This window comes from Paraburkholderia gardini (assembly GCF_907164575.1).
In the GTDB taxonomy this organism is placed as follows: domain Bacteria; phylum Pseudomonadota; class Gammaproteobacteria; order Burkholderiales; family Burkholderiaceae; genus Paraburkholderia; species Paraburkholderia gardini.
Genome location: NZ_CAJQYY010000004.1, coordinates 18,166 through 43,242, shown reverse-complemented (window position 1 = coordinate 43,242; position 25,077 = coordinate 18,166). Strand labels below are relative to the sequence as shown.

General features: G+C 64.0%; 17 protein-coding genes. 7 read left to right on the top strand and 10 right to left on the bottom strand.

Annotation, left to right across the window (positions count from 1 at the left end; all coding sequences use genetic code 11):
• Positions 1–8: 8 nt before the first annotated feature.
• The 5 genes from iolD to LPA34_RS04520 all read right to left on the bottom strand — a co-directional run bounded on the left by iolD (position 9) and on the right by LPA34_RS04520 (position 7,326).
• The gene (gene iolD / locus LPA34_RS04540) at positions 9–1,991 is read right to left on the bottom strand and encodes a 3D-(3,5/4)-trihydroxycyclohexane-1,2-dione acylhydrolase (decyclizing) (RefSeq protein ID WP_228975396.1); all 1,983 of its coding nucleotides are present in this window, start codon (positions 1,989–1,991) and stop codon (positions 9–11) included.
• The gene (locus LPA34_RS04535) at positions 1,988–4,018 is read right to left on the bottom strand and encodes a bifunctional 5-dehydro-2-deoxygluconokinase/5-dehydro-2-deoxyphosphogluconate aldolase (RefSeq protein ID WP_228975395.1); all 2,031 of its coding nucleotides are present in this window, start codon (positions 4,016–4,018) and stop codon (positions 1,988–1,990) included. Before LPA34_RS04535 ends, iolD begins: the two co-directional genes overlap by 4 nt.
• Before the next feature lie 100 nt (positions 4,019–4,118).
• A complete protein-coding gene (locus tag LPA34_RS04530) occupies positions 4,119–4,925 on the bottom strand; it encodes an ATP-binding cassette domain-containing protein (RefSeq protein ID WP_228975695.1) in 807 nt (268 codons plus the stop codon).
• A 14-nt stretch (positions 4,926–4,939) separates the two neighbouring features.
• Entirely contained in the window at positions 4,940–6,103 is a 1,164-nt protein-coding gene (locus tag LPA34_RS04525) for an ABC transporter permease (RefSeq protein ID WP_228975393.1), read from the bottom strand.
• A 176-nt stretch (positions 6,104–6,279) separates the two neighbouring features.
• The gene (locus tag LPA34_RS04520; protein WP_228975390.1) at positions 6,280–7,326 is read right to left on the bottom strand and encodes a sugar ABC transporter substrate-binding protein; all 1,047 of its coding nucleotides are present in this window, start codon (positions 7,324–7,326) and stop codon (positions 6,280–6,282) included.
• A 253-nt stretch (positions 7,327–7,579) separates the two neighbouring features.
• Here LPA34_RS04520 and LPA34_RS04515 point away from each other — a divergent pair, with 253 nt between their 5' ends.
• The 4 genes from LPA34_RS04515 to LPA34_RS04500 all read left to right on the top strand — a co-directional run bounded on the left by LPA34_RS04515 (position 7,580) and on the right by LPA34_RS04500 (position 10,922).
• Entirely contained in the window at positions 7,580–8,461 is an 882-nt protein-coding gene (locus tag LPA34_RS04515; RefSeq protein WP_228975388.1) for a MurR/RpiR family transcriptional regulator, read from the top strand.
• A complete protein-coding gene (gene iolG, locus LPA34_RS04510; protein WP_228975386.1) occupies positions 8,454–9,464 on the top strand; it encodes an inositol 2-dehydrogenase in 1,011 nt (336 codons plus the stop codon). Before LPA34_RS04515 ends, iolG begins: the two co-directional genes overlap by 8 nt.
• Positions 9,465–9,531: 67 nt before the next feature.
• Positions 9,532–10,560, top strand: a complete 1,029-nt coding sequence (locus tag LPA34_RS04505; protein WP_228975384.1) for a Gfo/Idh/MocA family oxidoreductase — start codon at positions 9,532–9,534, stop codon at positions 10,558–10,560.
• Between the two features lie 134 nt (positions 10,561–10,694).
• Entirely contained in the window at positions 10,695–10,922 is a 228-nt protein-coding gene (locus tag LPA34_RS04500) for a sulfurtransferase TusA family protein (protein WP_228975694.1), read from the top strand.
• Positions 10,923–11,099: 177 nt separating this feature from the next.
• Here LPA34_RS04500 and galU read toward each other — a convergent pair whose 3' ends face one another.
• Both galU and LPA34_RS04490 read right to left on the bottom strand, forming a co-directional pair.
• A complete protein-coding gene (gene galU, locus LPA34_RS04495; protein WP_228975382.1) occupies positions 11,100–11,981 on the bottom strand; it encodes a UTP--glucose-1-phosphate uridylyltransferase GalU in 882 nt (293 codons plus the stop codon).
• A gap of 92 nt (positions 11,982–12,073) precedes the next feature.
• Entirely contained in the window at positions 12,074–14,941 is a 2,868-nt protein-coding gene (locus LPA34_RS04490; protein ID WP_228975379.1) for a valine--tRNA ligase, read from the bottom strand.
• Positions 14,942–15,190: 249 nt separating this feature from the next.
• Between LPA34_RS04490 and LPA34_RS04485 the strand changes: the two genes are divergently transcribed.
• On the top strand, positions 15,191–17,554 hold the full coding sequence (locus LPA34_RS04485) for a UvrD-helicase domain-containing protein (RefSeq protein WP_228975377.1): 2,364 nt from the start codon (positions 15,191–15,193) through the stop codon (positions 17,552–17,554).
• Entirely contained in the window at positions 17,551–18,351 is an 801-nt protein-coding gene (locus tag LPA34_RS04480; RefSeq protein ID WP_228975374.1) for a 5'-methylthioadenosine/adenosylhomocysteine nucleosidase, read from the top strand. The genes LPA34_RS04485 and LPA34_RS04480 overlap by 4 nt, the downstream gene beginning before the upstream one ends.
• Positions 18,352–18,492: 141 nt before the next feature.
• Here LPA34_RS04480 and LPA34_RS04475 read toward each other — a convergent pair whose 3' ends face one another.
• Both LPA34_RS04475 and LPA34_RS04470 read right to left on the bottom strand, forming a co-directional pair.
• Complete coding sequence (locus LPA34_RS04475) at positions 18,493–20,394, bottom strand: propionate--CoA ligase (protein ID WP_228975372.1); 1,902 nt, start codon at positions 20,392–20,394, stop codon at positions 18,493–18,495.
• 286 nt (positions 20,395–20,680) lie between these two features.
• Positions 20,681–21,913, bottom strand: coding sequence for an MFS transporter (locus LPA34_RS04470; RefSeq protein WP_228975370.1), 1,233 nt, complete (start codon positions 21,911–21,913; stop codon positions 20,681–20,683).
• A gap of 433 nt (positions 21,914–22,346) precedes the next feature.
• Between LPA34_RS04470 and LPA34_RS04465 the strand changes: the two genes are divergently transcribed.
• The gene (locus LPA34_RS04465; RefSeq protein WP_228975367.1) at positions 22,347–24,041 is read left to right on the top strand and encodes a methyl-accepting chemotaxis protein; all 1,695 of its coding nucleotides are present in this window, start codon (positions 22,347–22,349) and stop codon (positions 24,039–24,041) included.
• 165 nt (positions 24,042–24,206) lie between these two features.
• Here the strand turns inward: LPA34_RS04465 and LPA34_RS04460 are convergent, their stop codons facing one another.
• Positions 24,207–25,067, bottom strand: coding sequence for an efflux RND transporter periplasmic adaptor subunit (locus LPA34_RS04460; protein ID WP_228975692.1), 861 nt, complete (start codon positions 25,065–25,067; stop codon positions 24,207–24,209).
• Positions 25,068–25,077: the final 10 nt, after the last annotated feature.

Below are 25,077 nucleotides of genomic sequence, written 5' to 3'. Positions count from 1 at the left end.
GGATGTCCTCAATCGTTGGCCGCATTATCGCCGCTATCACCGTTATCGCCGGCATCACGCACGTCGCCGCGTTCGCGCGCGGCCATCTGGGCTTCGTATTTCGCGCGGGCTTCGCGTACGGCGGGGCGGCTCGATACCTCGGGCACGGCCACTTCCCACCACCAGCCGCCATCGTCGGTGGTGCGGGCCGCGTCGGTGTCGATGCTGATCACGTAGGTGCGATCCGCCGCGCGCGCACGTTGCAGCGCGGCTTCGAGTTCGCCGACGTTCGCGACATGCTCCGCGAGCGCGCCGAGTGCACGCGCGTGCGCGGCGAAATCCACCGCCGGTGCGCCGGGCGGGCCTTGCGCGCAGTCGTCGAACATGTTGTTGAAGGGCTCACCGCCGCACGCCTGCTGCAGGCGGTTGATACAGCCGTAACCGCGATTGTCGAGCACGACGACGATCAGCTTCGCGCCCAGCATCACCGACGTCGCGATCTCGCTGTTGAGCATCAGATAGCTGCCGTCGCCGACCATCACGATGACGTCGCGCTCGGGCCGCGCGAGCTTCGCGCCGAGACCGCCCGCGATCTCGTAGCCCATGCACGAGTAGCCGTATTCGACGTGATAGCCGCCCGGCCGCCCGGTGCGCCACAGCTTGTGCAGCTCCGCCGGCAGCGTGCCCGCCGCGCAGACGACGATGTCGTCGGTGGTCGAGCGCGCGCTGGAGCGCTGCACGGCGCCGATCACGTCGGCGTCGTAGGGCAGCACGCCTTCGCGCTGCGGCGCGTGCGTGAGCTTTCCGATCGTCTCGCGCCATGCGCCGCCGAGCTGCTGCGCACGCTGCGTCCAGCCGGCGTCGGCGCGCCATGCGCCCAGCCGCGCGGTAAGCGCTTCCAGCGCGAGACGCGCATCCGCTTCGACTACCACGCCGCGATGCTTCATGCCGTCGAACGCGTTCGCATTGATGCCGATGACGTCGGCCTGCGCGAAGAGCGTGTTCGAGCCGGTCGTGAAGTCCTGCAGACGCGTGCCGACGGCCAGCACGCAATCGGCGCGATGCGCGAGTTCGTTCGCGGCCGGCGAGCCGGTCACGCCGAGCGCGCCCGTGTTGAGCGGATCGTCCCACGCGAGCGAGCCCTTGCCGGCCTGCGTTTCGGCGACGGGAATGCCGTGCCGCGCGGCGAACGCCTTGAGCGTATCGGTCGCGCGGCCGTACAGCACGCCGCCGCCCGCGACGATCAGCGGATGCTTCGCGCTCTTCAGCCGTTCCAGCGCCGCGTCGAGTTCATGCGCGACCGGCGCGGGCGAGTGGAACGGCACGACGCGCGGCGCGAAGAAATCCGCCGGGAAGTCGAACGCCGCGGCCTGCACGTCCTGCGGTAGCGCCAGCGTGACCGGGCCGCACAACGCCGCGTCGGTCAGCACGCGGATCGCGCGCGGCAATGCGGTCAGCAACTGCGCCGGATGCACGATGCGGTCGAAATAGCGCGAGACGGGTTTGAACGCGTCGTTCGCCGAAATGCCGCCGTCGTGGAAATCCTCGATCTGCTGCAACACCGGATCGGGCGCGCGCGACACGAAGATGTCGCCGGGCAGCAGCAGGACCGGCAGACGGTTGACGTGCGCGAGCGCCGCCGCTGTCAGCAGGTTCGTCGCGCCGGGGCCGATCGACGTGGTGACGGCCATCATGCGCCGGCGGAAATGCGCTTTCGCGAAGGCGATCGCGCTGTGCGCCATCGCCTGTTCGTTGTGCGCGCGCAGCGTCGGCAATTCGTGGCGATGCTGATACAGCGCTTCGCCGAGTCCCGCGACGTTGCCGTGTCCAAAGATCGCGAATACGCCGCCGAAGAGCGGCTCGGTGCCGCTGCCGTCTTCGGTGACGACGCGCTGCGCGGCCAGATAGCGCACGATCGCCTGCGCGCCGGTCAGGCGGATCGTGCCGCCTGGGGACACCTGCGTCGCTTCGTTGGCGGGCGCCGTATCGTGATGCAACACACGCTGGTTCATGCCGCCTGCTCCTGATGGACGTTGCGCGCCCCGCCGGCCGGCGCCGCGGTTTCGCCGCGGGCCGCACGCCACGAAGCGATCAGCGTTTCGAAGACGTTGCGCACGCGCGCGATGAGTTCGGCGTCGTCGATCTGTCCCGCGAGCCACGCATGGCTCGGCTCATGAAAGATCGTACGCCCGACCGTGAAACCGCGACACGTCGCCGATGCGGCGGCGGCCCGGAACCCTTCGTTCAACTGCTCGACGGCCGCCGACAGACCCAGCAGCACGACGCCACGGCAATACGGGTCGCGCTCGGCGATCAGCGCGTCGATGGCCTGCCACTGGCTCGCTTCCATCGGTTCGAGCTTCCACCATTCCGGATAGATGCCGATGTTGTAAAGCCGCTTGAGCGCGCGATACACGGTGTCGGACGCCATCGGCAGATTCGCGTTCTTCGGCGGAATCACTTCGAGCAGCAGTTCGTGACCGCTTGCCTGTGTCGCGTCGTAGAGCGCGCTTAGCTGCGCTTCCTGTTCGAGCCGCTGTTCGACCGGCTCGTCCGGATGAAACTGCACGAGGCATTTCGCGACATGGTCGCGCGGCCAGTTCGTGAGCGTCGTGCCGATCGAGCGGCCATGATCGAAGACGAGCGGCACCGATCCCGGCAGTTCCACCGGGCGGCCGATCCACCAGCCACGTCCGGTTGCGGCGTTCAGCGCGTCCTGACCGTAACGGTCGTCGATCAGCACGCCGATGCGGCCCTGCAGACCGAGGGCGGCTTCCGTCTGCGCTACGGCTTCGACGAACAGCCCTTTCAGCGTGTGTATGCGCGATTCGTCCGCGCCGGTCTGCTGCGCGAGGTCGAAGAACTGGTTGCGATGATCGAACGCGAAGCCGAGCACTTCGTTGCGGGCGGTACGCGCGGGTGTGACGCGATGCAGCCGGGCGAGCGTCGCGTCGCGATCCGGGCGGCGCATCCGTTGTGGGTCGGCTTTCGCTTCGCGCAGAAAATATTCGAGTTCGGCCGGCGTCGGCATGGCCGGCGCGCAGCCGTGGCGCGACACCACGAGCGCGCCGCTCGCGTTCGCGGCGCGCGCGCAGGCTTCGAGCGGTTCGTCGCGCAGCCAGCCGGACAGGAACCCCGAGGCGAACGCGTCGCCCGCGCCGAGCACGTTCAGCACCTCGACCTGTACGCCGCCCTGAACGGGCACGCTGTCGAGCGAGACGGGGACCGCGCCGTCGATGATCTGGCAGCCCATCGGGCCGCGCTTCACGACGAGCGTGGCCGGCGTGACGGCCCGCACCATCGCGAGCGCTTCGATCAGTCCGTTCTTGCCGCCGGCGATACGGAATTCCTCCTCCGTGCCGATGACGAGATCGAAGAGCGGCAGGATGCGCTGCAGATGCGCGGTGACGCCTTCACTCGCGACGAAGCGCGTCTCGCCGTCCGCCTTGCCGGTCAGGCCCCACAGCACCGGACGGTAGTCGATGTCGAGCACCGTGCGCACCTGGTTGCGGCGCGCGCAGTCGAGCGCGCGGCGGCTCGTGCGGTTGACCTGTTCCGTCGAAAAATGCGTGCCGGTGATCAGAAGCGCTTTCGACGACGCGATATACGCCTCGTCGAAGTCGTTTTCGTCGACGGCCATATCCGCGCAGTTCTCGCGGTAGAAAACGAGCGGAAACGTGTCGCGGTCCTTCAGGCCGAGCAGTACGAGGGCCGTCAGACGTTCCTGGTCGATACGCACGTGGCTCACGTCGCAGCCTTCGTTCGCGAGCGTCTCCGTGAGAAAGCGGCCCATATGGTCGTTGCCGACGCGCGCGAGCATCGCGGATTCGAGGCCGAGCCGCGCGCAGCCGAACGCGATGTTCGCCGACGAGCCGCCCAGGTACTTCGCGAACGTCGACACGTCTTCGAGCCGCGCGCCGACCTGCTGTGCGTACAGATCGACCGCGAGACGGCCGAGGCAGATCACGTCGCGGCTGCGGCCGGGTGCGAAGCGGCTGGCCGGGCTGGCGGCTACCGCGGGTTTGCTGGAGAGAGCCATGGATATTCCTGAATGTCTAGGTGCGCAACCGGGTGCCCGACCGGGCACGCGACCCGGCGCGCAAGGGCATGCGAAGCATGAAAGGCATGGACGTCGCGGCTCAGATCGTTGCGCCTTCGAGTTCGCCGATCATCTTTTGCATTTCGGCGCCGCCTGCCATCATGTCGAGCACTTCGTCCTTGGTGATGGTGTCCTTCGTAAAGGTGCCGAGCGATTTGCCGCGATTGAGCAGCGTGAACGAATCGCCGATCGGATACGCGTGATGCACGTTGTGCGTGATGAAAATCACCGAGATGCCTTTCGCGCGTGCCGTGTGAATCAGCTTCAGCACGTTGAAACTCTGTTTGACGCCGAGCGCGGCCGTCGGCTCGTCGAGAATCAGCACGCGTGCGCCGAAGTGAATCGCGCGCGCAATCGCCAGACATTGCTTCTCGCCGCCCGACATCGTGCCGATCGGCTGATGCGCATCGCGCACGTTGATGCCCATTTCCGCGAGCTTGTCGCGCGAAGCCGTCGCGCACCGGTCGAGGTCCATCACGTTCAGAAAGCCGAACAGTTTCTTCTGCGGCTCCCGTCCCATGAAGAAATTGCGCGCCACCGACAGCAGCGGCACCAGCGCCAGATCCTGATAGACGGTGGCGATGCCCAGATCGAGCGCGTCCTTCGGCGACGTAAAGTGCACCGGCTGGCCGTCCACCCGGTAGACGCCGGCGCTCGGCTGATGCACGCCCGCCAGCGTCTTGATGAGCGTCGACTTGCCGGCGCCGTTGTCGCCGAGCAGGCAATGCACTTCGCCGCGCTTCAGCCTGATCGTGACGTCCTTCAGGGCGATCACGCTGCCGAAGTAACGGCTGACGTTGTCCAGTTCGAGAATGTAGTCGTCACCGGCCGGTTGTATGGCGGTCATCATGAACTCCTTGTCTAGCGGGACGCCGCGACGCGGCTGCGCACGTAGTGGTTGAAGAGCACGGCGAACAGCAGCATCACGCCAAGGAACACGCGGAACCAGTCGGAATCGATATTCGTGTAGGTGATGCCGATCTGCACGACGCCGAAGATCAATGCGCCGAAGCTCGCGCCGACCACCGAGCCGTAGCCGCCGGTGAGCAGCGTGCCGCCGATCACCGCGGCGATGATCGCTTCGAATTCCGCCTGCAGCCCACGGTCGGCCGCGGCCGAGCCGATGTCGCACACCTGCAGTACGGCATAGAGGCATGCGCAGAACGCGGTCAGCACGAACAGCAGGATCTTCACGCGCCGCACTGGCACGCCGACGTTCTTGGCGGCATTGGCGTCGCCGCCGACGGCGAAGATCCAGTTGCCAAAACGCGTCCTCGCCAGGATGAAAGCGCAGACCGCGGCCAGCACGAACCACCAGAGCAGGACTTTTGGAATGCCCGGCACGAGAGGCAGGCCGTTGTCGAGCAGCTTCACGACGCCGATGTGGCCCAGCCAGACGAACAGCCCCTTGAAGGCGACGCCCTGGAAGAACGTATGGGCGAACCAGTCCTGCCGCGCGACGTCGCCGACGCCGGAGATGATCGTGCGGTCGGCGAACATCACCGACAGCGCGAGCGTGAGCCCGCGCAGAATGAACAGGAACGCGAGCGTCACGATGAACGACGGCAGCCGCGTGCGCATCACCAGATAGCCGTTGAGCGCGCCGAGCAGCATGGAGCCGACGAACGCGAACGCGATCGACAGCGCGATCGGCCAGTGGAAATACATGGTCGGCAGCGCGACCATCATGCCGGCGAAGCCGATCATCGAGCCGATCGACAGATCGAACTCGCCGGCGATCATCAACAGGCACGCGCCGACCGAGATGATGCCGAGATAGGCGGCCACCTGCGACCAGTTCATCACGCCGTCGAGATTGAACATGCCCGAGTTGCCCGCCGCGAGCCCGAACACGATGAACACCATGACGGTGCCTGCGAGCGCCGCGAACTCCGGCCGGGTCAGCAGATGCCGGAACCACGATTCACGGCGCACGCGCTCATCGGACGTCGACGGATCCTCGGCTGGCGCGTCGGCGGCGGGACGTTTGCGCGAATGGATGTGGAAGGGGTTGGCTACGCCCATCGAAGCTCTCCTTGATGCGCCGGGGCATGGCGGGTCGTTGGACCCTGTCCGGCGCGCATTGCGTGTGAAACATGGCAGACGAGGGGGCGGCGGCTACGGCTTGCCGCCCCGGTTTCCTTCATGCCGGCCGGAACGCGGTCTCCGTGTCCGGCCGTCCTGCATGCTGCGTTAGCGCATTAGCGGTATTGCCCCGCGTACTTGACCACCTTGTCGATATTGGCCTTCGTGATGAAACCCGGGCCGGAGCCGATATTGCGCGCGCCATAGGCGGGCGCAAGCCCGTAGGTCGCGAGCCGTTGCTGGAACTTGGGATTCGCCTTCAGGATTTCGGTGATCTTCACCGGATCGGTGGTGTGGTCCTTTTTCGCTATGGCGAGCACCGCCACCGGGATATAGCCCTGCAAATAGGGCTGCTGGTCGATCGCGAACTGGATCGTGCCGTCCTGGATGGCCTTCGCGATGTCGTTGTCGAAGTCGAATGTCGCGAACCAGATCTTGCCGGCCAGCCCCATTTGCTGCAGCGCCTTGATCGTCGGGTCAGCCGACAGCGGCCCGAGCGCGAGCACCGCCTGGGTCTTCGGGTGATTGCGCAAATAGGCGCTCACCTTCGACTGCACGCCGGTCGGATCCTGGCCTGCATCCAGCGTGGACGTCTTGAAGTTGACGCCGATCGCCTCCGCGAAGCCGCGGCAGCGTTCGAACGAAGCCGGATTGGTTGCGTAATGGTTGACGCACAGGAACGACTTGATGCCCGCGGCCTTGGCCTTTTCGCCCGCTGCCTTGCCCGCCGCGTATTCAGGCTGGCCGACGTGCATGATCGCGCCCAGCTCGGCGCTTTGCTTCTCGGTGCCGGAGTTGATCGTGACAAGCGGGATGTGCTTTTCCGTGACCTTGCCGATCGAGTTCTTCAGCACGTCGAAGTCGGCAATCGACACGACCACGCCGTCGTAGTTGCGCGCGGCAGCCTGTTCGACGAGGCGCGCCATGTCGGCGATGTCGCCGTTCGGCGGATTGCGATAATCGGTCTCGACGTTGAAATCCTCGTCGGCCTGCTTGATCGCGTTCTTGATGGTGTTCCACCACGAGTCGGAATCCGGCGCGTGGCTGATCAGCACGAAGTGCGCGTCCGCAGCCTGCGCGGACGACGCGACCCCGAACCCCATGGCCAGTGTGAGTGCTGCTGTCAGAATCCTGAGCGAAGCCTTGCCCTTGCAAAGTCTCATTGTCTCCACCTTTCTCGGTCTGTCGTTATCAAGAGGAGCGCTTGATGGACCGCGAAACGTCACCGTCGCACCAGCACTCACGACCAAGATTAGGCCAACTTCTTTCGTCTTGCAATGAAAATTTCATTACAAACTAAATTGGAAAATGTGTTCCATTTATGACTTTCCGTGCCTATAATCCGGACCGTCAGAGCGCGTTGTCGAGGGCCGTCAAGTCATTGATGCAGCGCGGAAAATGCACGGGGGAAAGCCCATGGCGGAAGAGAGCACGGAAGCGTTGCGAAGCGTCGAGGAATTGATGCAGCGCATCGCGGAAAACTACGAATCGCTGCCACGCCAGTTGAAGAGCGTCGCGACCTACATCGAGCAGCACAAGTCGAGCGTGATGGTGGATCGCACGAGCGATATCGCGGCGAGTTGCGGCGTGCATCCGTCGGCGGTGGTGCGGTTCGCGCAGCGTTTCGGATTTTCCGGATTTTCGGACCTGCAGGCGGTATTTCGTCAGGCTTATACGGGACATGGGACGTCGTCGCCGAGTTACCAGCAGCGCATCCGCAAGCTGATCGACGAGAAGCCGGGTGCGTTGTCCGGCGGCGCGGTGGCGCGCGAGTTCGTGGCGGCTTGCCGTGGCGGCCTCGACGAACTCGAGGAGAGTCTCGACGACGCGCAGTTCGAAGCCGCCGTCAAGATGCTCCAGCAGGCGGAGAACATCTACGTGATCGGCGTGCGCCGCTCGTTTCCGGTGGCGAGCTACATCGTCTACGCGTTGCAGCACACGCCGAAGCGCGTGCACCTCGTGTCCGGGTTCGGCGGCATGTATCGCGAACAGATTCGCAGCGTGAAGAAGGGCGACGTGGTGATCGCGATCAGCTTCGCGCCGTACGGCAAGGAAACGCAGTACTGCCTGCGCGTGGCGCACCACCACCAGGCAAAAACGCTGGTGATCACCGACAGCCAGCTTTCACCGCTGCTGCGCTATGCCAGCGCGCAACTCTATGTGAAGGAAGGGAGCGCGTTCGCGTTCCGTTCGCTCACGAGCACCATCTGTCTGTGCCAGGCGCTCTTTATCGCGCTTGCGTACCGGCTCGAACTGAACGTGGAAGAATCGAAAGATCTTGGAGGCTACGATGACTGAAGTGGTAAAGACGATCGATGTGGCAGTGTTCGGCGCGGGTCGCATCGGCCGGATTCACGCGGCGAACCTGGCGCGTCAACCGGGTGTGCGACTGAAATATGTCGTCGACGTGAACCGCGAGGCCGCGGCAGCGCTGGCTGAACAGCACGGCGCGCAGGTTGCGGATATCGACGGCGCGATGGGCGATGCGTCGGTGGGCGCGACGGTGATCTGTTCCAGCACGGATACGCACGCCGATCTCATCCTGCAGTCGGCCGCGCAAAAGAAACATGTGTTTTGCGAGAAGCCTGTCGATCTGACGCTGGAGCGCGCGCGGGCATGCGCTTCCGCGGTCGAAAAGGCCGGCGTGGTGTGCATGATCGGTTTCCAGCGGCGCTTCGATCCGACGTTTTCGGCGCTGAAGGCGCGCATCGATGCAGGCGAGATCGGCACGCCGGAAATGCTCGTCGTGACGAGCCGCGATCCGGGCGCGCCGCCGGTCGAGTACATCAAGCATTCGGGCGGCATCTTCAAGGACATGCTGATTCACGACTTCGACATCTTCCGCTGGATTCTCGACGACGAAGCCGAGACGCTCCATGCCACCGGCAGCTGTCTCTCCGATCCGGCCATCGCCGGGGCGGGCGATATTGACTCGACTGCCGTCACGATCCGCACGAAACGCGGACGCCTGTGCCAGATCAATACCGCGCGCCGCGCCGCTTACGGATACGACCAGCGTTTCGAAGTGCTGGGCAGCGAAGGCATGTTGCAGGCGGGCAATGTGCGTCCGACCGAAGTGACTGCCTATTCGAAGACGGCGGTGTCGAGCGACGTGCCGGAGGCGTTTTTCCTCGAACGCTATCGCGCGGCTTATGCGCTGGAAATCGCCCATTTCTTCGATGCGGTGACGCACGGCAAGCCAGTGCGCACGACGGTGGCCGACGGCATGAAAGCGCTTGAACTTGCCGAAGCCGCGACGCGCTCGTGGCGCGAAGGCAAGGCGGTGCGGATCGGCGAGTAAGCGTGCGGATGCGTTTGCTTCTGCATCCGCCGAAGCGCGTTGCGAAATTCACATGGGAGACAGTTCGATGAGTCCAGCGGGATCGAGTGTGCGGGTCGGCGTGGTGGGGCTCGGCCGTCTGGGCCGACGGCACGCGCAGAATCTGGCGTTTCGCGTGCCGGGCGCTTCGCTCGTCGCGGCGTGCAGCCCGGTGGAAGAGGAGCTTGAATGGGCGCGCGACACGTTGCCGTCGACGCGTCTCTACCGCGATTACGCGTCGCTGCTCGACGACCGGGACATCGACGCGGTCTGGCTCGTGACGCCTTCGTCGCTGCACGCGCAGCAGATTCTCGATGCGTTGCGCGCAGGCAAGCATGTGTTCTGCGAAAAGCCGCTATCGCTCGACGTCGCCGAGTGCGAGCGTGTGATTGCCGAAGCCGCGCAGTATCCGCAGCTTCGCGTGACGATCGGCTTCATGCGGCGTTTCGATCCGAGCTATCGCAATGCGTTCGACCGTATCGAGGCGGGCTCGATCGGCCGGCCGTTCATGGTGCGCTCGCAGACCTGCGACCAGAACGATCCCGACGGCTTTTTCGTCCGGTTCGCGCCGACGTCGGGCGGTATTTTTCTGGACTGCAGCGTGCATGACATCGACGTCGCGCGCTGGCTGCTGGGCAATCCACGCGCGACGCGCGTATTCGCGAGCGGCACGATTGCCTTACACGAGGGGCTGCGCGAATTCGGCGACGTCGACAACGGCGTGGCGATCTGCGAATTCGAAGGCGGCCGCCTCGCGATGTTCTACGCGTCGCGCACGATGGCGCACGGCAACGATACCGGCAGCGAAGTGATCGGCACGGCGGGCGCGATGACGATCGGGAGGGTGCCGCGAGCGAATCGCGTCGAGATCGCCGATGCGCACGGTGTGCGCAGCGAGTGCACGCCGACGTTCTTCGAGCGTTTCGAGGACGCCTTCCTGTATGAGGCGCAGGCGTTCGTGTCGGCGGTGAAGGGCGGGGCGCAGGCCGGCGCGAGTCTCGCGGATGCGCTCGAGGCGACGCGCATCGGCTGCGCGATGCGCGAATCGCTCGCGAGCGGGCAGCCGGTTGTGCTGTGATAGCGTCTGATGGCGGCGGTTGTGTTTCGTCGCGCCACGCCGCGTGGGAGCGCGGACCGGGAGGGTGCGGTAGAATTTGACGCTCTGACGGCGTCCTTCGGACGCCTCCTCCCGAAGGTCGATCCCCGATGCAGATCCAGATTCACAAGGAAGTCGATGCGCGTGGGCTGAACTGCCCGCTGCCCATCCTGCGCGCCAAAAAGGCGCTTGCCGATATGGAAAGCGGCCAGATTCTCAAGGTGCTCGCCACCGATCCCGGTTCACAACGCGATTTCGCCGCGTTCGCGAAACAGACGGGTAATGAGCTCGTCGAAGTTTCATCGCAGGACAAGGTTTTCACGTTTCTGATGCGCCGGCGCTGAGCCGGGCTGGGCCAGGCGTCGCGGCTGGCATGCGGGTTGTGTCCGGTTGTGCCGTGCGCGGCGTCGATGTGCGCCACACGCGCGCATGAAAAAAGGCGCTGTGCCCACGATAAACGCAAGCACAGCGCCTTTTTGAAACGACCACCGCCGTGAAGCGGTGTGAATGAACCGGACGGCTTACCCTTCCAGCACCGGCGAACGCGTGCGCAGATATTCCTCGAAATCCGCAGCCACTTCCGGATGGCGCAGCGCGAATTCCACTGTCGCCTTCAGATAGCCCAGCTTGCTGCCGCAGTCGAAACGTGTGCCGTGATACTTGTACGCGAGCACCTGTTCATCGGCGAGCAGCGATTGAATTGCGTCCGTCAGTTGAATCTCACCGCCAGCACCCGGCTTGATCGAGCGGATGTGATGGAAAATGCGCGGCTTCAGCACATAGCGACCGACCACGCCGAGGTTCGACGGCGCGACTTCCGGCGCTGGTTTTTCGATGATCCCCGACAGCTTGATGATCGAATCTTCCCATTCCTTGCCGTCGACGATACCGTAGGATTTTGTTTCTTCCGCCGGGATCTCTTCCACGCCGAGCACGGAGCTGTGATAGTGGTCGAAGACCTCGATCATCTGCTGCATGACAGGCGGCTTGCCGTACAGCAGGTCGTCCGCGAGGATGACGGCGAACGGATTGTCGCCCACCAGCTTTTCGGCGCACAGCACGGCGTGGCCAAGACCCAGCGCTTCCGGCTGACGTACGTAGAAGCAGTCGACGTGGCTCGGCTTGATGCTGCGCACGAGTTCGAGCAGCTTCTGCTTGCCGCGTGCTTCGAGTTCGGCCTCGATCTCATACGACTTGTCGAAGTGATCCTCGATCGCGCGCTTGCTGCGCCCGGTCACGAAGATCATTTCCGTAATGCCCGCCGCCATCGCCTCTTCCACCGCATACTGAATCAGCGGCTTGTCGACGATAGGCAGCATTTCCTTGGGGCTCGCCTTGGTGGCAGGGAGGAACCGGGTGCCAAGACCAGCTACCGGAAAGACTGCTTTTGTAACTTTTAGCATGTGATTACCCTGGATCCTCTGGTTACAGTGCTTGCAAAATATCGCCGGTTAAAACGCGCGTTTCGGTCCATCCCGCGCAACAGGTTCGACGTTCAGGCCGGCAGACGCGCAAGTTGCGCCGTGAGCTTGCCAATCGTGGTCTGATATTCTGCCAGCCTTTTCTGCTCCTGCTCAACGACTGCAGGCGGCGCTTTTGCAACAAAGCTCTCATTCTGAAGCCTGGCGTTACATTTCGAAACTTCCGCGGTCAGTCTCGCAATTTCCTTCGACAGACGCTCGCGTTCCGCCGCGACATCGATCTCGACCTTCAGCACGAGCTTGTCATTACCTACGATAGCAATCGGCGCGCCCGCTGCCTGCGCGTCGAGCGCTGCCTCGTCGGCAATGATCTGGACCTCCGACAGACGGGCCAGCGCCTGCGCATACGGCGCGAACGTTTTCAGGCGCTCGGCGTTGCCGGTGGCAAGCAGCGGCACCTTCACGGCGGGCGACAGGCTCATCTCGCCGCGCAGGTTACGCGCCGCGTCGATGACCGCTTTCAGGTCCGCGACCCACTGCTCAGCCGCCTCGTCGATCTTCTTCGGCTCGGCCACCGGATAGCGCTGCACCATGATGGAGGCTTCGCCTTCCGCCATGCCTTCAGGATAGCTGGCCGCGAGCGGCGCCACTTTTTGCCAGAGCGCTTCGGTGATGAACGGGATCACCGGATGCGCGAGACGCAGCACGGTTTCGAGCACGCGTAGCAGTGTGCGGCGCGTAGCGCGCTGCTGCTCCGGCGTGCCGGTCTGGATCTGCACCTTCGCGAGTTCGAGATACCAGTCACAGTATTCGTCCCACACGAACTTGTATATGGCGTTCGCCACATTGTCGAAACGATAGTCGGCGAAACCCTTCGCGACTTCGGCTTCGACGCGTTGAAGCAGCGACACGATCCAGCGGTCCGCCTGCGAGAAATCGGTATAGCCGCCCGGGCCGCAATCGCCCGGCTGGCAGTCGCCCGGTTTGCTGAAACCGCAGTCGTGACCTTCGCAGTTCATCAGGACGAAGCGTGTGGCGTTCCACAGCTTGTTGCAGAAGTTGCGGTAGCCCTCGCAGCGCGCGAGATCGAAGTTGACGTTGCGCCCGAGCGTGGCCATCGACGCCATCGTGAAGCGCAGCGCGTCCGTGCCGAAGGCCGGAATGCCTTCGGGGAATTCCTTGCGCGTCTTCTTTTCGATCGACGTAGCCTGCTTCGGATTCATCAGGCCGGTTGTGCGTTTCGCGACCAGCGCATCGAGTTCGATGCCGTCGACGATATCGATCGGGTCGAGCGTGTTGCCCTTGCTCTTCGACATCTTCTGGCCTTCGGCGTCGCGCACGAGACCATGCACGTAAACGGTGTCGAACGGCACCTTGCCGGTGAAGTGCGTGGTCATCATGACCATGCGCGCCACCCAGAAGAAAATGATGTCGAAACCCGTGACGAGCACCGACGAAGGCAGGAAGTGCTTCAGTTCCTGCGTCTCGTTCGGCCAGCCGAGCGACGAAAAGGGCACGAGCGCCGACGAGAACCACGTGTCGAGCACGTCTTCGTCACGGCGCAGCGCGCCGGTGTAGCCTTTCTCGACGGCCTGCGCCTTCGCTTCTGCTTCGGTCTTTGCGACGAAAATCTCGCCGTTCTCGCCGTACCATGCAGGGATCTGATGGCCCCACCACAGCTGGCGCGAAATACACCAGTCCTGGATATTTTCGAGCCACTGGTAGTACGTGGTGGTCCAGTTCTCCGGCACGAATTTGATCTCGCCGCCGCGCACGACGTCGAGCGCCGTTTCCGCGATCGACTTGCCCGGATTGAACGTGCCTTCCGGCGCCGGCTTGCTCATCGCGACGAACCATTGGTCCGTGAGCATCGGCTCGATCGCGACGCCCGTGCGGTCGCCGCGCGGCACCATCAGCTTGTGCGGCTTGACCGATTCGAGCAGCCCAATCGCTTCGAGATCGGCCACGACCAGCTTGCGTGCGTCGAGGCGATCGAGGCCGCGATATTTTTCCGGCGCGTTGTCGTTGATCTTCGCGTCGAGCGTGAAGATCTCGATTTGCGGGAGCTTGTGACGCAGGCCCACCTGGTAGTCGTTGAAATCGTGCGCGGGCGTGACCTTCACGACGCCCGTGCCGAATTCGCGATCGACGTAGTCGTCGGCGATGACCGGGATCTCGCGCCCGGTCAGCGGCAGCTTCACCATTTTGCCGATCAGATGCGCATAGCGTTCGTCTTCCGGATGCACCATCGCGGCGACGTCGCCGAGCATCGTTTCCGGGCGCGTGGTCGCGACCGTCAGATGACCGGAGCCATCCGCAAGCGGATACTGGATGTGCCACAGGTGGCCGTTTTCTTCCTCGCTGACCACTTCGAGATCGGAGACGGCGGTGAGCAGCACCGGGTCCCAGTTCACGAGGCGCTTGCCGCGATAGATCAGACCCTGTTCATACAGACGGACGAATACGTCGCGCACGGCGGCGGACATCTTGTCGTCCATCGTGAAGTATTCGCGCGACCAGTCGATCGACGCGCCGAGGCGCCGCACCTGGTTCGTGATGGTCGAGCCGGATTCCTGCTTCCACGCCCATACGCGTTCGACGAACTTCTCGCGGCCCAGGTCGTGACGCGATACCTTTTGCGTGTCCAGCTGGCGTTCGACGACGATCTGCGTGGCGATACCGGCGTGGTCGGTGCCGGGCACCCACAGCGTGTTCTCGCCAAGCATGCGGTGATAACGCGTGAGGCCATCCATGATGGTCTGGTTGAACGCGTGGCCCATGTGCAGCGTGCCCGTGACGTTCGGCGGCGGCAGTTGAATCGAGAAATCCTTGCGGTCCGCATCCATCTTCGCGGTGCTGTAACCGCGTTTTTCCCATTCGGGACCCCACTGGGCCTCGATTGTCTGGGGTTCGAAACTCTTGGCAAGCGTGCTGTCGCTCATTATTGGAAGTCTGCCGAAAAATGCGTGAAAAGAAGCGGGGAATGCCCAATTATAAAGGCTGGCGCGGCCGGCACGGCGCAGGCCCGCTCCGACTGGCCATCCGGACAAGGCGAGCCCGGCAAAGAACTCACCGAAGTCCTGGCCGGTTGGTCAATGCGGGCAGTACGAAGCGGCACGAACAGCGCCCGGACTTATAATGTCCGACGACCTGCCCCAATGCTGTTTCACCCCGCCGTCTACCCATCTCACATGCCCGATCTGCTAGCGAACCTGAATCCCGAACAACACGCCGCCGTCACGTTGCCGAACGAACCGGCACTCATTCTGGCTGGCGCCGGCAGTGGCAAGACGCGCGTGCTGATCACGCGGATCGCGTGGCTGATCCAGAACAGCCTTGCTTCGCCCGCCACGGTTCTCGCCGTCACGTTCACGAACAAGGCCGCGCGCGAAATGATGTCGCGCCTGCAGGCGCTCCTGCCCATCGATACGCGCGGCATGTGGATCGGCACGTTCCACGGCCTGTGCAACCGGATGCTGCGCGCGCATCACCGCGACGCCGCGCTGCCGGCCACGTTCCAGATTCTCGATACGGCCGACCAGCTGTCAGCCATCAAGCGTCTGATGAAGGGTCTTAACATCGACGACGAGAAATATCCGGCCAGGAACCTGCAGTACTTCATCAATAACGCGAAAGAGCAGGGGCTGCGCCCGAAAGACGTCGACGCAACGGACAACTTCAACCGCAAGTTCGTCGAGCTTTACGAAGCCTACGACCAGCAGTGCCAGCGCGAAGGGGTCGTCGATTTTCCGGAACTGCTGCTGCGCTGCTTTGAACTGCTTGCGCACAATCCGCCGCTGCGCGCGCACTACCAGGCGCGTTTCCGGCACATTCTCGTCGACGAATTCCAGGACACCAACAAGCTTCAGTACGCGTGGCTCAAGCTGCTCGCGGGCCAGACGAATGCGATTTTCGCGGTCGGCGACGATGACCAGTCGATCTATGCATTTCGCGGTGCGAACGTCGGCAACATGCGCGATTTCGAGCATGAGTTCAATGTGCGCCACCTGATCAAGCTGGAGCAGAACTACCGCTCGCACGGCCATATTCTCGACGCCGCGAACCAGCTGATCGCGAACAATTCGCGCCGTCTCGGCAAGAACCTGCGCACGGACGCGGGCCACGGCGAGCCGGTGCGCGTCTACGAAGCCGCGACCGACACGCAGGAAGCCGGCTGGATCGTCGAGGAAATCCGGGCGCTGATCAACACTGGCACGTCGCGCAGTGAAATCGCCGTGCTGTATCGCAGTAACGCGCAGTCGCGCACGATCGAACACACGCTCGTGAACGTGGGCATTCCCTATCGTGTGTACGGCGGCTTGCGCTTTTTCGAGCGCCAGGAAGTGAAGCACGCGCTCGCGTATCTGCGTCTGATCGACAACCCGAACGACGATACCGCGTTCGCGCGCGTGGTCAATTTTCCGACGCGCGGCATCGGCGCGCGCTCGATCGAACAGCTGGCTGACGCGGCGCGTCTCTACAACGTTTCGATGGCGGCGGCGATTCCGTACGTGACCGGCAAGGCGGGTTCGAGCCTCGGCACGTTCGCGACACTGATCGCGAAGATGCGCGCGGAAACGCAACAGATGAGCTTGCCGGAGACGGTCGAGTACGTCGTGCGTACGAGCGGTCTTTTCGACTTCTATCAGAACGAGCGTGAAGGCCAGGACCGGCTGGAGAACCTGCAGGAACTGGTCAACGCGGCGACCGCTTTTGTCAGCGAGGAAGGCTACGGCCTCGACACGCCCGCGCGCTCGATTCCGCTGCGTGCGGGTGCGACCAGCGCGCCCGAACTCGTCGCCACCGGTGACCCGGACACGGTCGTGCTCGACGCCGCCGCGCCCACCGATCCGGCGCAAAACCCCGACACGATGACGCCGCTCGCCGGCTTCCTGTCGCACGCATCGCTCGAAGCGGGCGACAACCAGGCGCAGGCCGGCCAGGAAGCCGTGCAACTGATGACCGTGCACGCGGCGAAGGGTCTCGAATTCACGGCGGTGTTCATCACGGGTCTCGAAGAAGGCCTGTTCCCGCATGAAAACAGCGCGATGGAATCGGACGGTCTTGAAGAAGAGCGCCGTCTCGCGTACGTCGCGATCACGCGCGCGAAGGAGCGGCTGTATCTGTCGTTCGCGCAGAGCCGGATGCTGCACGGCCAGACGCGCTACAACATCCGCTCGCGTTTCTTCGACGAATTGCCGCAGGAAACGCTGAAGTGGCTTACGCCGAAGGTCGAGGCCGGCGCGCGCTGGGGCGGCCGTTCGGACAATGCCGGTTATGGACGTGACTGGTTCGCGCGTCCGGACCGTCAGCAGGGTTATACGGACGGCGCGGCGTCGTCGACTTCCGCGCCGCTGCCGGCGTTCGCGAACGCGCAGCGGGCCGCGGAAACCGGTTTTCGTGTCGGCCAGCAGGTGTTCCATACGAAGTTCGGCGAAGGCACGGTCACGGCGCTCGAAGGCGGTGGCGCCGACGCGAAGGCGCAGGTCAAGTTCAAGCGGCACGGCGAAAAATGGCTCGCGCTCGCCGTCGCCAAACTGCAGGCGGTGGAATGAGCGCGACACCGCAACCCGGTCGGGAGGCCGCTCGCCGTCCGCTTGGCGTGCTGGCAGCGCTGCCGCAGGAACTCGGCGACCTGCTGGGCGCGATGCGCGCTGAATCCGGCGTGCGTACCGTCACGCACGGGCAGCGCGACTATCACGTGGGCACAGTGCAGGGCACGCCGTGTGTCGTGACGCTTGCGCGGGTCGGCAAGGTAGCGGCCGCGGCGACGGTCAGCGCGCTGATTCACGTATTCGACGTTCAGGAAGTCGTGTTCGCGGGTGTCGCGGGCGGTGTCGGGGAAGACGTGCGGATTGGCGACATCGTCATCGCCGATACGCTGTTGCAGCACGATCTCGACGCGTCGCCGCTATTTCCGCGCTTCGAAGTGCCGTTGCTGGGCATTTCGCGCTTCGCTGCGGACAGCACGCTGTCCGCGCAACTCAACGCGGCCTGCGAACGGTTTGTCGCCGAGGAGGGCGGCGCGCTTTCAACACGCTTCGCCACACAGGGTCCGCGTATACATCGCGGGCTGATTGTCAGCGGCGACCAGTTTGTCGCAAGCGCCGCGGCGGTTCAGGTGTTGCGTGACGCATTGCCGGACGCGCTCGCGGTCGAGATGGAAGGCGCGGCGCTCGCGCAGGTGTGCTTCGAGTACGGCGTGCCGTGTGCGATCGTGCGGACCATTTCCGATACGGCCGATGCGCACGCGCCGGCTTCGTTTGCTACGTTTCTCGTGGAAATTGCCGGCGCGTATTCGACCGGTATTCTGTCGCGGTTCTTTCAGGCGCGGGGTGAGCCGAGGCGCTGATGCGTAATGCAGCGGCGCTAACCTGTGTCGCTGCATCGATTCGCTGCTTCGGCCCCGCGCTTCAACTCACCTCTTCGGTCCGCCACTTCGATCCGCCGCTCCAACCCAACGCCGTCCAGCGCATCCCCCGCGCCACCCACCTTAGCCACCCACCGTATCCAGCGCCGCGCGAATCTGCCCGAGCGCGGCCGGATCTTCGATCGTCGGCAGATCGCCTGGGTCGCGACCTTCGGCCAGCGCCGCGATCGCGCGCCGCAGCAGCTTGCCGGAGCGCGTCTTGGGCAGTATCGTTACCACGTGCACGCGTGCGGGTCGTGCGATCGCGCCGAGCTGCCGGTCCACGGTTCCCGCCAGCTCCGTTTCCAGCGCGTTGCGGGCGGCGGGGTCCGCATAACGGTCCGGCTCGCGCAGCACGACGAACGCCAGCGCCACCTGTCCCTTCAGCTTGTCCGCGACGCCGACGACCGCCACTTCCGCGACCGCCGTGTGGCCCGACAACGCTTCCTCGATTTCGCGCGTGCCGAGGCGGTGTCCGGCGACGTTGATCACGTCGTCGGTGCGGCCGAGGATCGTCACGTAGCCGTCGTCGTCCTGGACGCCCCAGTCGAACGTCGAATAGAGCCGCTGCCCCGGCACGCTCGACCAGTAGGTATCCACGAAACGTTTGTCGTCGCCCCAGACGGTCGTCATGCAGCCCGGCGGCAGCGGATAGCCGAGCGCGATCACACCTTTCTCGCCTGGCGTGCACAGCTCGCCCGTGTGTTCGTTGCGCACCGACAGGTTGTAGCCATAGACCGGCACGCCGGGCGAACCGGGCTTCGGCGGTAGCGCTTCGACGCCGCGCTGGATCGCGAGAATCGGCCAGCCGGTTTCGGTCTGCCAGTAGTTGTCGACGACAGGTTTGCCGAGTGCGTCCGCGATCCACGAAGAGGTCGGTTCGTCGAGCGGCTCACCGGCGAGGAACAGCGTGCGCAGGCTCGACAGATCCGCGGCTTTCATGAGCTTCGGATCCTGTTTCTTCAGCACGCGCAGCGCGGTCGGCGCGGTGAACATCAGATTGATCCCGTGCTGCTCGACGAGGCGCCACCAGATACCGCCGTCAGGGCGAACCGGCGTGCCTTCGTACATGACCGTCGTGAGCCCCGCGATCAGCGGCGCATAGATGATGTAGCTGTGCCCGACCACCCAGCCGATGTCCGACGCGGTGAACATCGTGTCGCCGGCGCGGCCTTCGAAGATGTACTCCATCGATGCCGCGAGCGCCACCGCATAGCCGCCGACGTCGCGCTGCACGCCTTTCGGCCTTCCGGTCGTGCCCGATGTGTAGAGCACGTAGGACGGTTCGTTCGATTCGAGCCATTCGCACGGCACGTGCGCGTTGAAGAACTGCTCGCGCAGCGGTTCATACGCGACGAGATAATGCGCGTTGAGCCGCTCCGGCGCGAGTTGCCGGTCGATCAGCAGCACGTGCGGCGGCTTGTGCTGCGCACGCGCGAGCGCTTCGTCGACGAGCGGCGTGTAGTCGATCACCCTGCCGCCGCGCGCGCCGGCGTCGGCGGTGACGATCAGCGCGGGTTTGGCGTCGTCGATGCGGGCCGCGAGATTGGTCGCCGCGAAGCCGCCGAACACGACCGAGTGGATCGCTCCGAGCCGCGCGCACGCGAGCATCGCGAACACGGCTTCGGGGATCATCGGGAGATAGAGCAGCACGCGGTCGCCGCGTTTCACGCCGAGCGAGCGCATGACCGCCGCCATCCGGTTGATTTCGGCGTACAGGTCGGCGTACGTGTAGCGGCGTTCGATGCCGGTTTCGGTCGAGACGTAGACGAGCGCGTTCTGCTGCGCCCGTGCCGCGAGATGCCGGTCCACGGCGTTATGACACAGGTTCGTCCGGCCGCCGGTGAACCACCGCGCAAACGGTGGGTTCGAGCGGTCCAGCACGGTGTCGAACGGCGTTTCCCAGTGAATGCGTTGCGCCTCGGTGCCCCAGAACGTTTCAGGGTCATCGATCGAGCGGCGGTGGAAATCGCGATAACGGCTCATCTGCGGCGATCCTTCTGGGAAGCGTTGAGCGGGACAGCGACCGGCTTCTTCGCGCCTGCGACTTCCGGCCACGCAGGTGGCTCGCGGGCAGTGCGTGCGCACAGCATAGAGCAGCGAAGCATCGTCGAACAACGCGGGTTCACCATGACTCGCATCCTGTGCGCCGCTCATGGATCCGGCAGGCGGCCCGACGAGCGGGCCAGGAAGTGGCGATCTGACCCGCCAAAAGAAAAGGCGCCGCGGTGCGGCGCCTCGAAAGACAGCGGGCGAATCGGGCGCGCTGCGCTCAGGCCTTGACTTTCCCGCGTTCGAGGTTCGGCAGGAACACCGTCAACACGCCGATCAGCGGCAGGAACGAGCAGACCTTGTAGACGTACGTGATGCTCGTCGCGTCGGCCAGCTGGCCGAGCACGGCCGCGCCGACGCCGCCGAGGCCGAACGCAAGACCGAAGAACAGTCCGGCGATCGTGCCGACCTTGCCCGGAATCAGCTCCTGCGCATACACGAGGATCGCGGAGAACGCCGACGCTAGCACGATGCCGATCACGACGGTCAGCACGCCGGTCCAGAACAGGTTCGCGTACGGCAGCAGCAGCGTGAACGGGGTGACGCCGAGAATCGACACCCAGATCACGTATTTGCGTCCGATCCGGTCGCCGATCGGGCCGCCGATCATCGTGCCGGCCGCGACGGCCGCGAGGAACACGAACAGATGGATCTGCGCCGCCTGGATGGGCAGATGGAAACGGTCGATCAGGTAGAACGTGAAGTAGCTGTTGATGCTCGCGAGGTAGAAGTACTTCGAGAACACGAGCAGCACGAGCACGCCCACCGCCACCAGCACCTTGTTGCGCGAGAGCGTCGGATGGCCGGCCTGCGCGCCGCGCGTCCTTTTCGTGGCGGGATGCTGTTTGTACCAGCGGCCGATCTGCGTCAGCACGGCGATCGCGACGAGCGCGGCCACCGAGAACCACGCGATGCTGCCCTGTCCGTGCGGAATCACGATCAGCGCGGCGAGCAGCGGTCCGAGCGACGAACCGACGTTCCCGCCGACCTGGAACAGCGACTGCGCGAGGCCGTGCTTGCCGCCGGAGGCCATGCGCGCCACCCGCGACGATTCCGGGTGAAACACCGACGAGCCGCAGCCGACCAGCGCCGCCGCCATCAGCAGCACGCCGAAGTTCGGCGCGACCGACATCAGCAGCAGGCCCGACAGCGTGAAACCCATGCCGACCGGCAGCGAATAGGGCTTGGGATGCCTGTCGGTATAACTGCCGATGAGCGGTTGCAGCAGCGAAGCGGTGATCTGGTAGACGAGCGTGATGAGACCGATCTGCCCGAACGACAGCGAGAAGTTGTCCTTTAGCATCGGATAGATGGCGAGGATCAACGACTGGATCATGTCGTTGAGCATATGCGTGAAGCTGATTGCGCCGAGCACGGAGTAAATCGTGCGCTGCGGCCGGACGGCAGCAGGTGGCGCGGCGCTCAGGGCGCTTTTGTCGAGGCTCGTTTCCATAAATGTCGAAAAGGGCTGGGAAGAATTGTCTCGCGACCGGGGCAGTCTCCGGCGCCGCGGCATCAGGACGCAGTTATCGGGATTTTCTTGCCGGTTTTTATCTGCTAGTGCTGACAGTGTAGTTTGGCTGGGAAGAATTGTCCGGCCAAGATTTGTCGCGAATCGGACAGCGACTTGTCGACGAATTGCGCCAAAACGGTGCAAAAACGTCCCGAATAGTGGGCTTTTATTTCGGCAAATGCTTCCGGCTGACTTTTTGGACGTGTATAAACCCAGCGCGGACACGCGGCTCACGAGGCCGGGTGGCACGGGGCGGCCCATCTGAGCGGCATTAAAGATCGCAGCGGATGTTGCCGTAGACCCGGATAGACAAGCAGAAATGCCGGAACGGACCTTTCCGGCAGTCGGCATTCGGAAGCGGGGGAATGAAAGAATGAAAGCAGTTTCGCTGGGCAGGCAACCAGACGCGCAGGCAGATTCAAAGTCGGGTGCAGGTTTGAGGGCGAACAGCGGCCGGGCGGAGGGCACCTCGCAAACGCGCCAGCGCGCGGGCCGTCTTTCGGGGCTTTCGGTGAAGGCTACTCTGCGGCTGGCATTTGCGTTGCTGCTGATCGGCACGATGGCGATCGGCGTGTTTTCGCTGACACAGATCAGCCGTCTGAATGGCTCGACGCGGTCGATCTACGATCAGGGTCACGTCGCGAGCCGAGCCGCCGAGGAAGCGCGCGGTTACGTGCTGCGTGCAAGCCGCGCGCAGAAAATGCTGCTGACCGCGACCACCGGCAAGGAGCGCGACGAACTTGGCAGCGACATCGAGACGGGTCTTTCGTCGATCAATACCGAACTGAATACATTGCAGCAGTACGTCGACCCGTCGGACGGCGTGGCCGTTGCGCAGCAGAAGAAATTCGCGGCCGCCGTGAAGACGTGGAGTGGCGACCTGCGTGCGTTCGTGACGCTCGTGAAGGCGCAGCCGCTCGATCTTTCTCAGATGAACTGGCAGGTTGGCACGCAGGACGTGTCGCTGCTGGTCGAGACCGGCAAGCTTGAGAAGCTCGTCGACGAACTCGTTGCCCAGCGCGGCAAGGCTGCGAAAGCGACCATCGAGGCGTCCGCGTTCATTTACCGCTCGTCGTTCGTGATGATGGCCGTGATGACGATTGCGCTGATGGCGCTCGCGTTTTTCGTGAGCGAATGGGTGGTGCGGCGTCTTGCGCGCCAGCTGGGTGGCGAGCCGGTGTACGCGAAGGAAATCGCGAGCCGCATCGCGGCGGGCGATCTGTCGAATCACATCGTGCTGGGGCGCAAGGACACGTCGAGCATGCTGTCCGCGCTACGCGACATGCAGACCGGTTTATCGACGACGGTTGCGGATATTGCGGCGAGTGCTGAAGCGATCGCGGCGGCATCGGGTGAAATTTCGATGGGCAATCTCGATCTGTCGCGCCGCACCGAGCAGCAGGCGGTTGCGCTTGAGCGCACGGCGAGCAGCATGGAGGAGTTGACGTCGACGGTGCGTCAGAACGCGGACAATGCGAAGCAGGCGAGCACGCTGGCGAACAATGCATCGGAGATTGCGGAGAAGGGCGGCGAGGTGGTGGGTCGCGTCGTCGCGACGATGAGTGCGATCAACGATAGCGCGCGCAGCATTGGCGACATCATCGGCGTGATCGAGGGCATTGCATTCCAGACGAACATTCTCGCGCTGAACGCGGCGGTTGAAGCGGCGCGGGCGGGTGAGGACGGACGCGGGTTTTCGGTTGTCGCTGGCGAGGTTAGAAATCTTGCCGGGCGTTCCGCTGCGGCTGCGAAGGAGATCAAGACGCTGATCAGTGCGTCGGTCGAGCGCGTCGGCAATGGATCTACGCTGGCGCACGATGCTGGCCAGACGATGGATGAGGTGGTGAAGGCGGTGAAGCGCGTGACGGACATCATGGGGGAGATCTCGGCGGCGTCCGCCGAGCAGAGCTCCGGGATCGAAGAGATCAATCTCGCTGTTACCCAGATGGATTCCGGGACACAGCAGAATGCCGCGCTGGTGGAGCAGGCTACTGCTGCCGCAAGGTCGCTTGATGATCAGGCGAAGGCGCTTAAAGGAATGGTTGGGAAGTTCCGGCTGGCGGTATAGGGGTCTTTTGTTGTTGGCTTTTTGGCCTTTCCTTGCATTCATGTCGGTCTATTGGTGCCGCCCCGCACAGGGGCAACGCCAATAGACCAAAAGCAAACCAAGGAAAGGCCAAAAAGCCAGAAAAACAAAATGCCGCCCCGCCAAAGGGGCAACACAAAACCAGCTTCAACGAGGCGTAACAACAACAGTACAAGTAGTGCCAGCAGAAAGAACAAGCCCATCAGGCACCTGATCAATCCGAATTCGAACTGGCACCCGCTGTGCCAGCCGAACCCAGTTGAAAGTCGGATTCACATCAGCGAGCAGCTCCCTGCTTTGCGGATTATCGCGATCGTAAATCCCGCGGGAAATGCTTTCGACATGCCCGTGCAACACGCCACCACTCATCAACCGTATCTCGGCCTTGTCGCCGATCCGGACCCGCGGCAGCTTCGTCTCTTCAAAATACCCATAAACCCAGAACGAATGACTATCGACGATCGCGAACTTCGCGGCGCCCGCCGTCGCGTAATCCCCGCGATACACCGACAGGTTCGTGACATATCCATCCACCGGCGCCACCACCCGCGTGCGCTCCAGATTCAGTTTCGCCGCATCCAGCGCGGCAACCGCCTGCTGATACTGCGCTTCTGCCGCCGCTGCGGAATGTGAAGCGTTTTCGCGGCTTTCCTTCGATACGACCAGGCTGTCCAGATCCGCCCGCCGCTGCGCATCGTCGCGACGTGCCTGCAGTTCCGCCTTGCGCGCCGCAACCGCCGCCTGCGCCTGTTCGACCGCGATCTGGTAATGCGACGGATCGATCTGCATCAGCAGGTCGCCCTTCCTGACGAGCTGGTTGTCGTGTACGGGCAGTTCCACCACCGCGCCCGAGACGTCCGGCGCGATGTTGATCACTTCGGCGCGCACACGCCCGTCGCGCGTCCACGGTTCGTCCATATAGTGAACCCACAGCGCGCGGCCAATAAAGATCGCGACTGCAAAGATCGCAAGCGTCGCGATAAAGCCAATGATTTTCCGGATGGTCATGTTTCGACTC

What these genes read in the sequence shown, in the direction of transcription:
- iolD (WP_228975396.1), bottom strand. Translation starts at nt 1,991, where the DNA reads ATGAACCAGCGTGTGTTGCATCACGATACGGCGCCCGCCAACGAAGCG.
- LPA34_RS04535 (WP_228975395.1), bottom strand. Translation starts at nt 4,018, where the DNA reads ATGGCTCTCTCCAGCAAACCCGCGGTAGCCGCCAGCCCGGCCAGCCGC.
- LPA34_RS04530 (WP_228975695.1), bottom strand. Translation starts at nt 4,925, where the DNA reads ATGACCGCCATACAACCGGCCGGTGACGACTACATTCTCGAACTGGAC.
- LPA34_RS04525 (WP_228975393.1), bottom strand. Translation starts at nt 6,103, where the DNA reads ATGGGCGTAGCCAACCCCTTCCACATCCATTCGCGCAAACGTCCCGCC.
- LPA34_RS04520 (WP_228975390.1), bottom strand. Translation starts at nt 7,326, where the DNA reads ATGAGACTTTGCAAGGGCAAGGCTTCGCTCAGGATTCTGACAGCAGCA.
- LPA34_RS04515 (WP_228975388.1), top strand. Translation starts at nt 7,580, where the DNA reads ATGGCGGAAGAGAGCACGGAAGCGTTGCGAAGCGTCGAGGAATTGATG.
- iolG (WP_228975386.1), top strand. Translation starts at nt 8,454, where the DNA reads ATGACTGAAGTGGTAAAGACGATCGATGTGGCAGTGTTCGGCGCGGGT.
- LPA34_RS04505 (WP_228975384.1), top strand. Translation starts at nt 9,532, where the DNA reads ATGAGTCCAGCGGGATCGAGTGTGCGGGTCGGCGTGGTGGGGCTCGGC.
- galU (WP_228975382.1), bottom strand. Translation starts at nt 11,981, where the DNA reads ATGCTAAAAGTTACAAAAGCAGTCTTTCCGGTAGCTGGTCTTGGCACC.
- LPA34_RS04490 (WP_228975379.1), bottom strand. Translation starts at nt 14,941, where the DNA reads ATGAGCGACAGCACGCTTGCCAAGAGTTTCGAACCCCAGACAATCGAG.
- LPA34_RS04485 (WP_228975377.1), top strand. Translation starts at nt 15,191, where the DNA reads ATGCCCGATCTGCTAGCGAACCTGAATCCCGAACAACACGCCGCCGTC.
- LPA34_RS04480 (WP_228975374.1), top strand. Translation starts at nt 17,551, where the DNA reads ATGAGCGCGACACCGCAACCCGGTCGGGAGGCCGCTCGCCGTCCGCTT.
- LPA34_RS04475 (WP_228975372.1), bottom strand. Translation starts at nt 20,394, where the DNA reads ATGAGCCGTTATCGCGATTTCCACCGCCGCTCGATCGATGACCCTGAA.
- LPA34_RS04470 (WP_228975370.1), bottom strand. Translation starts at nt 21,913, where the DNA reads ATGGAAACGAGCCTCGACAAAAGCGCCCTGAGCGCCGCGCCACCTGCT.
- LPA34_RS04465 (WP_228975367.1), top strand. Translation starts at nt 22,347, where the DNA reads ATGAAAGCAGTTTCGCTGGGCAGGCAACCAGACGCGCAGGCAGATTCA.
- LPA34_RS04460 (WP_228975692.1), bottom strand. Translation starts at nt 25,067, where the DNA reads ATGACCATCCGGAAAATCATTGGCTTTATCGCGACGCTTGCGATCTTT.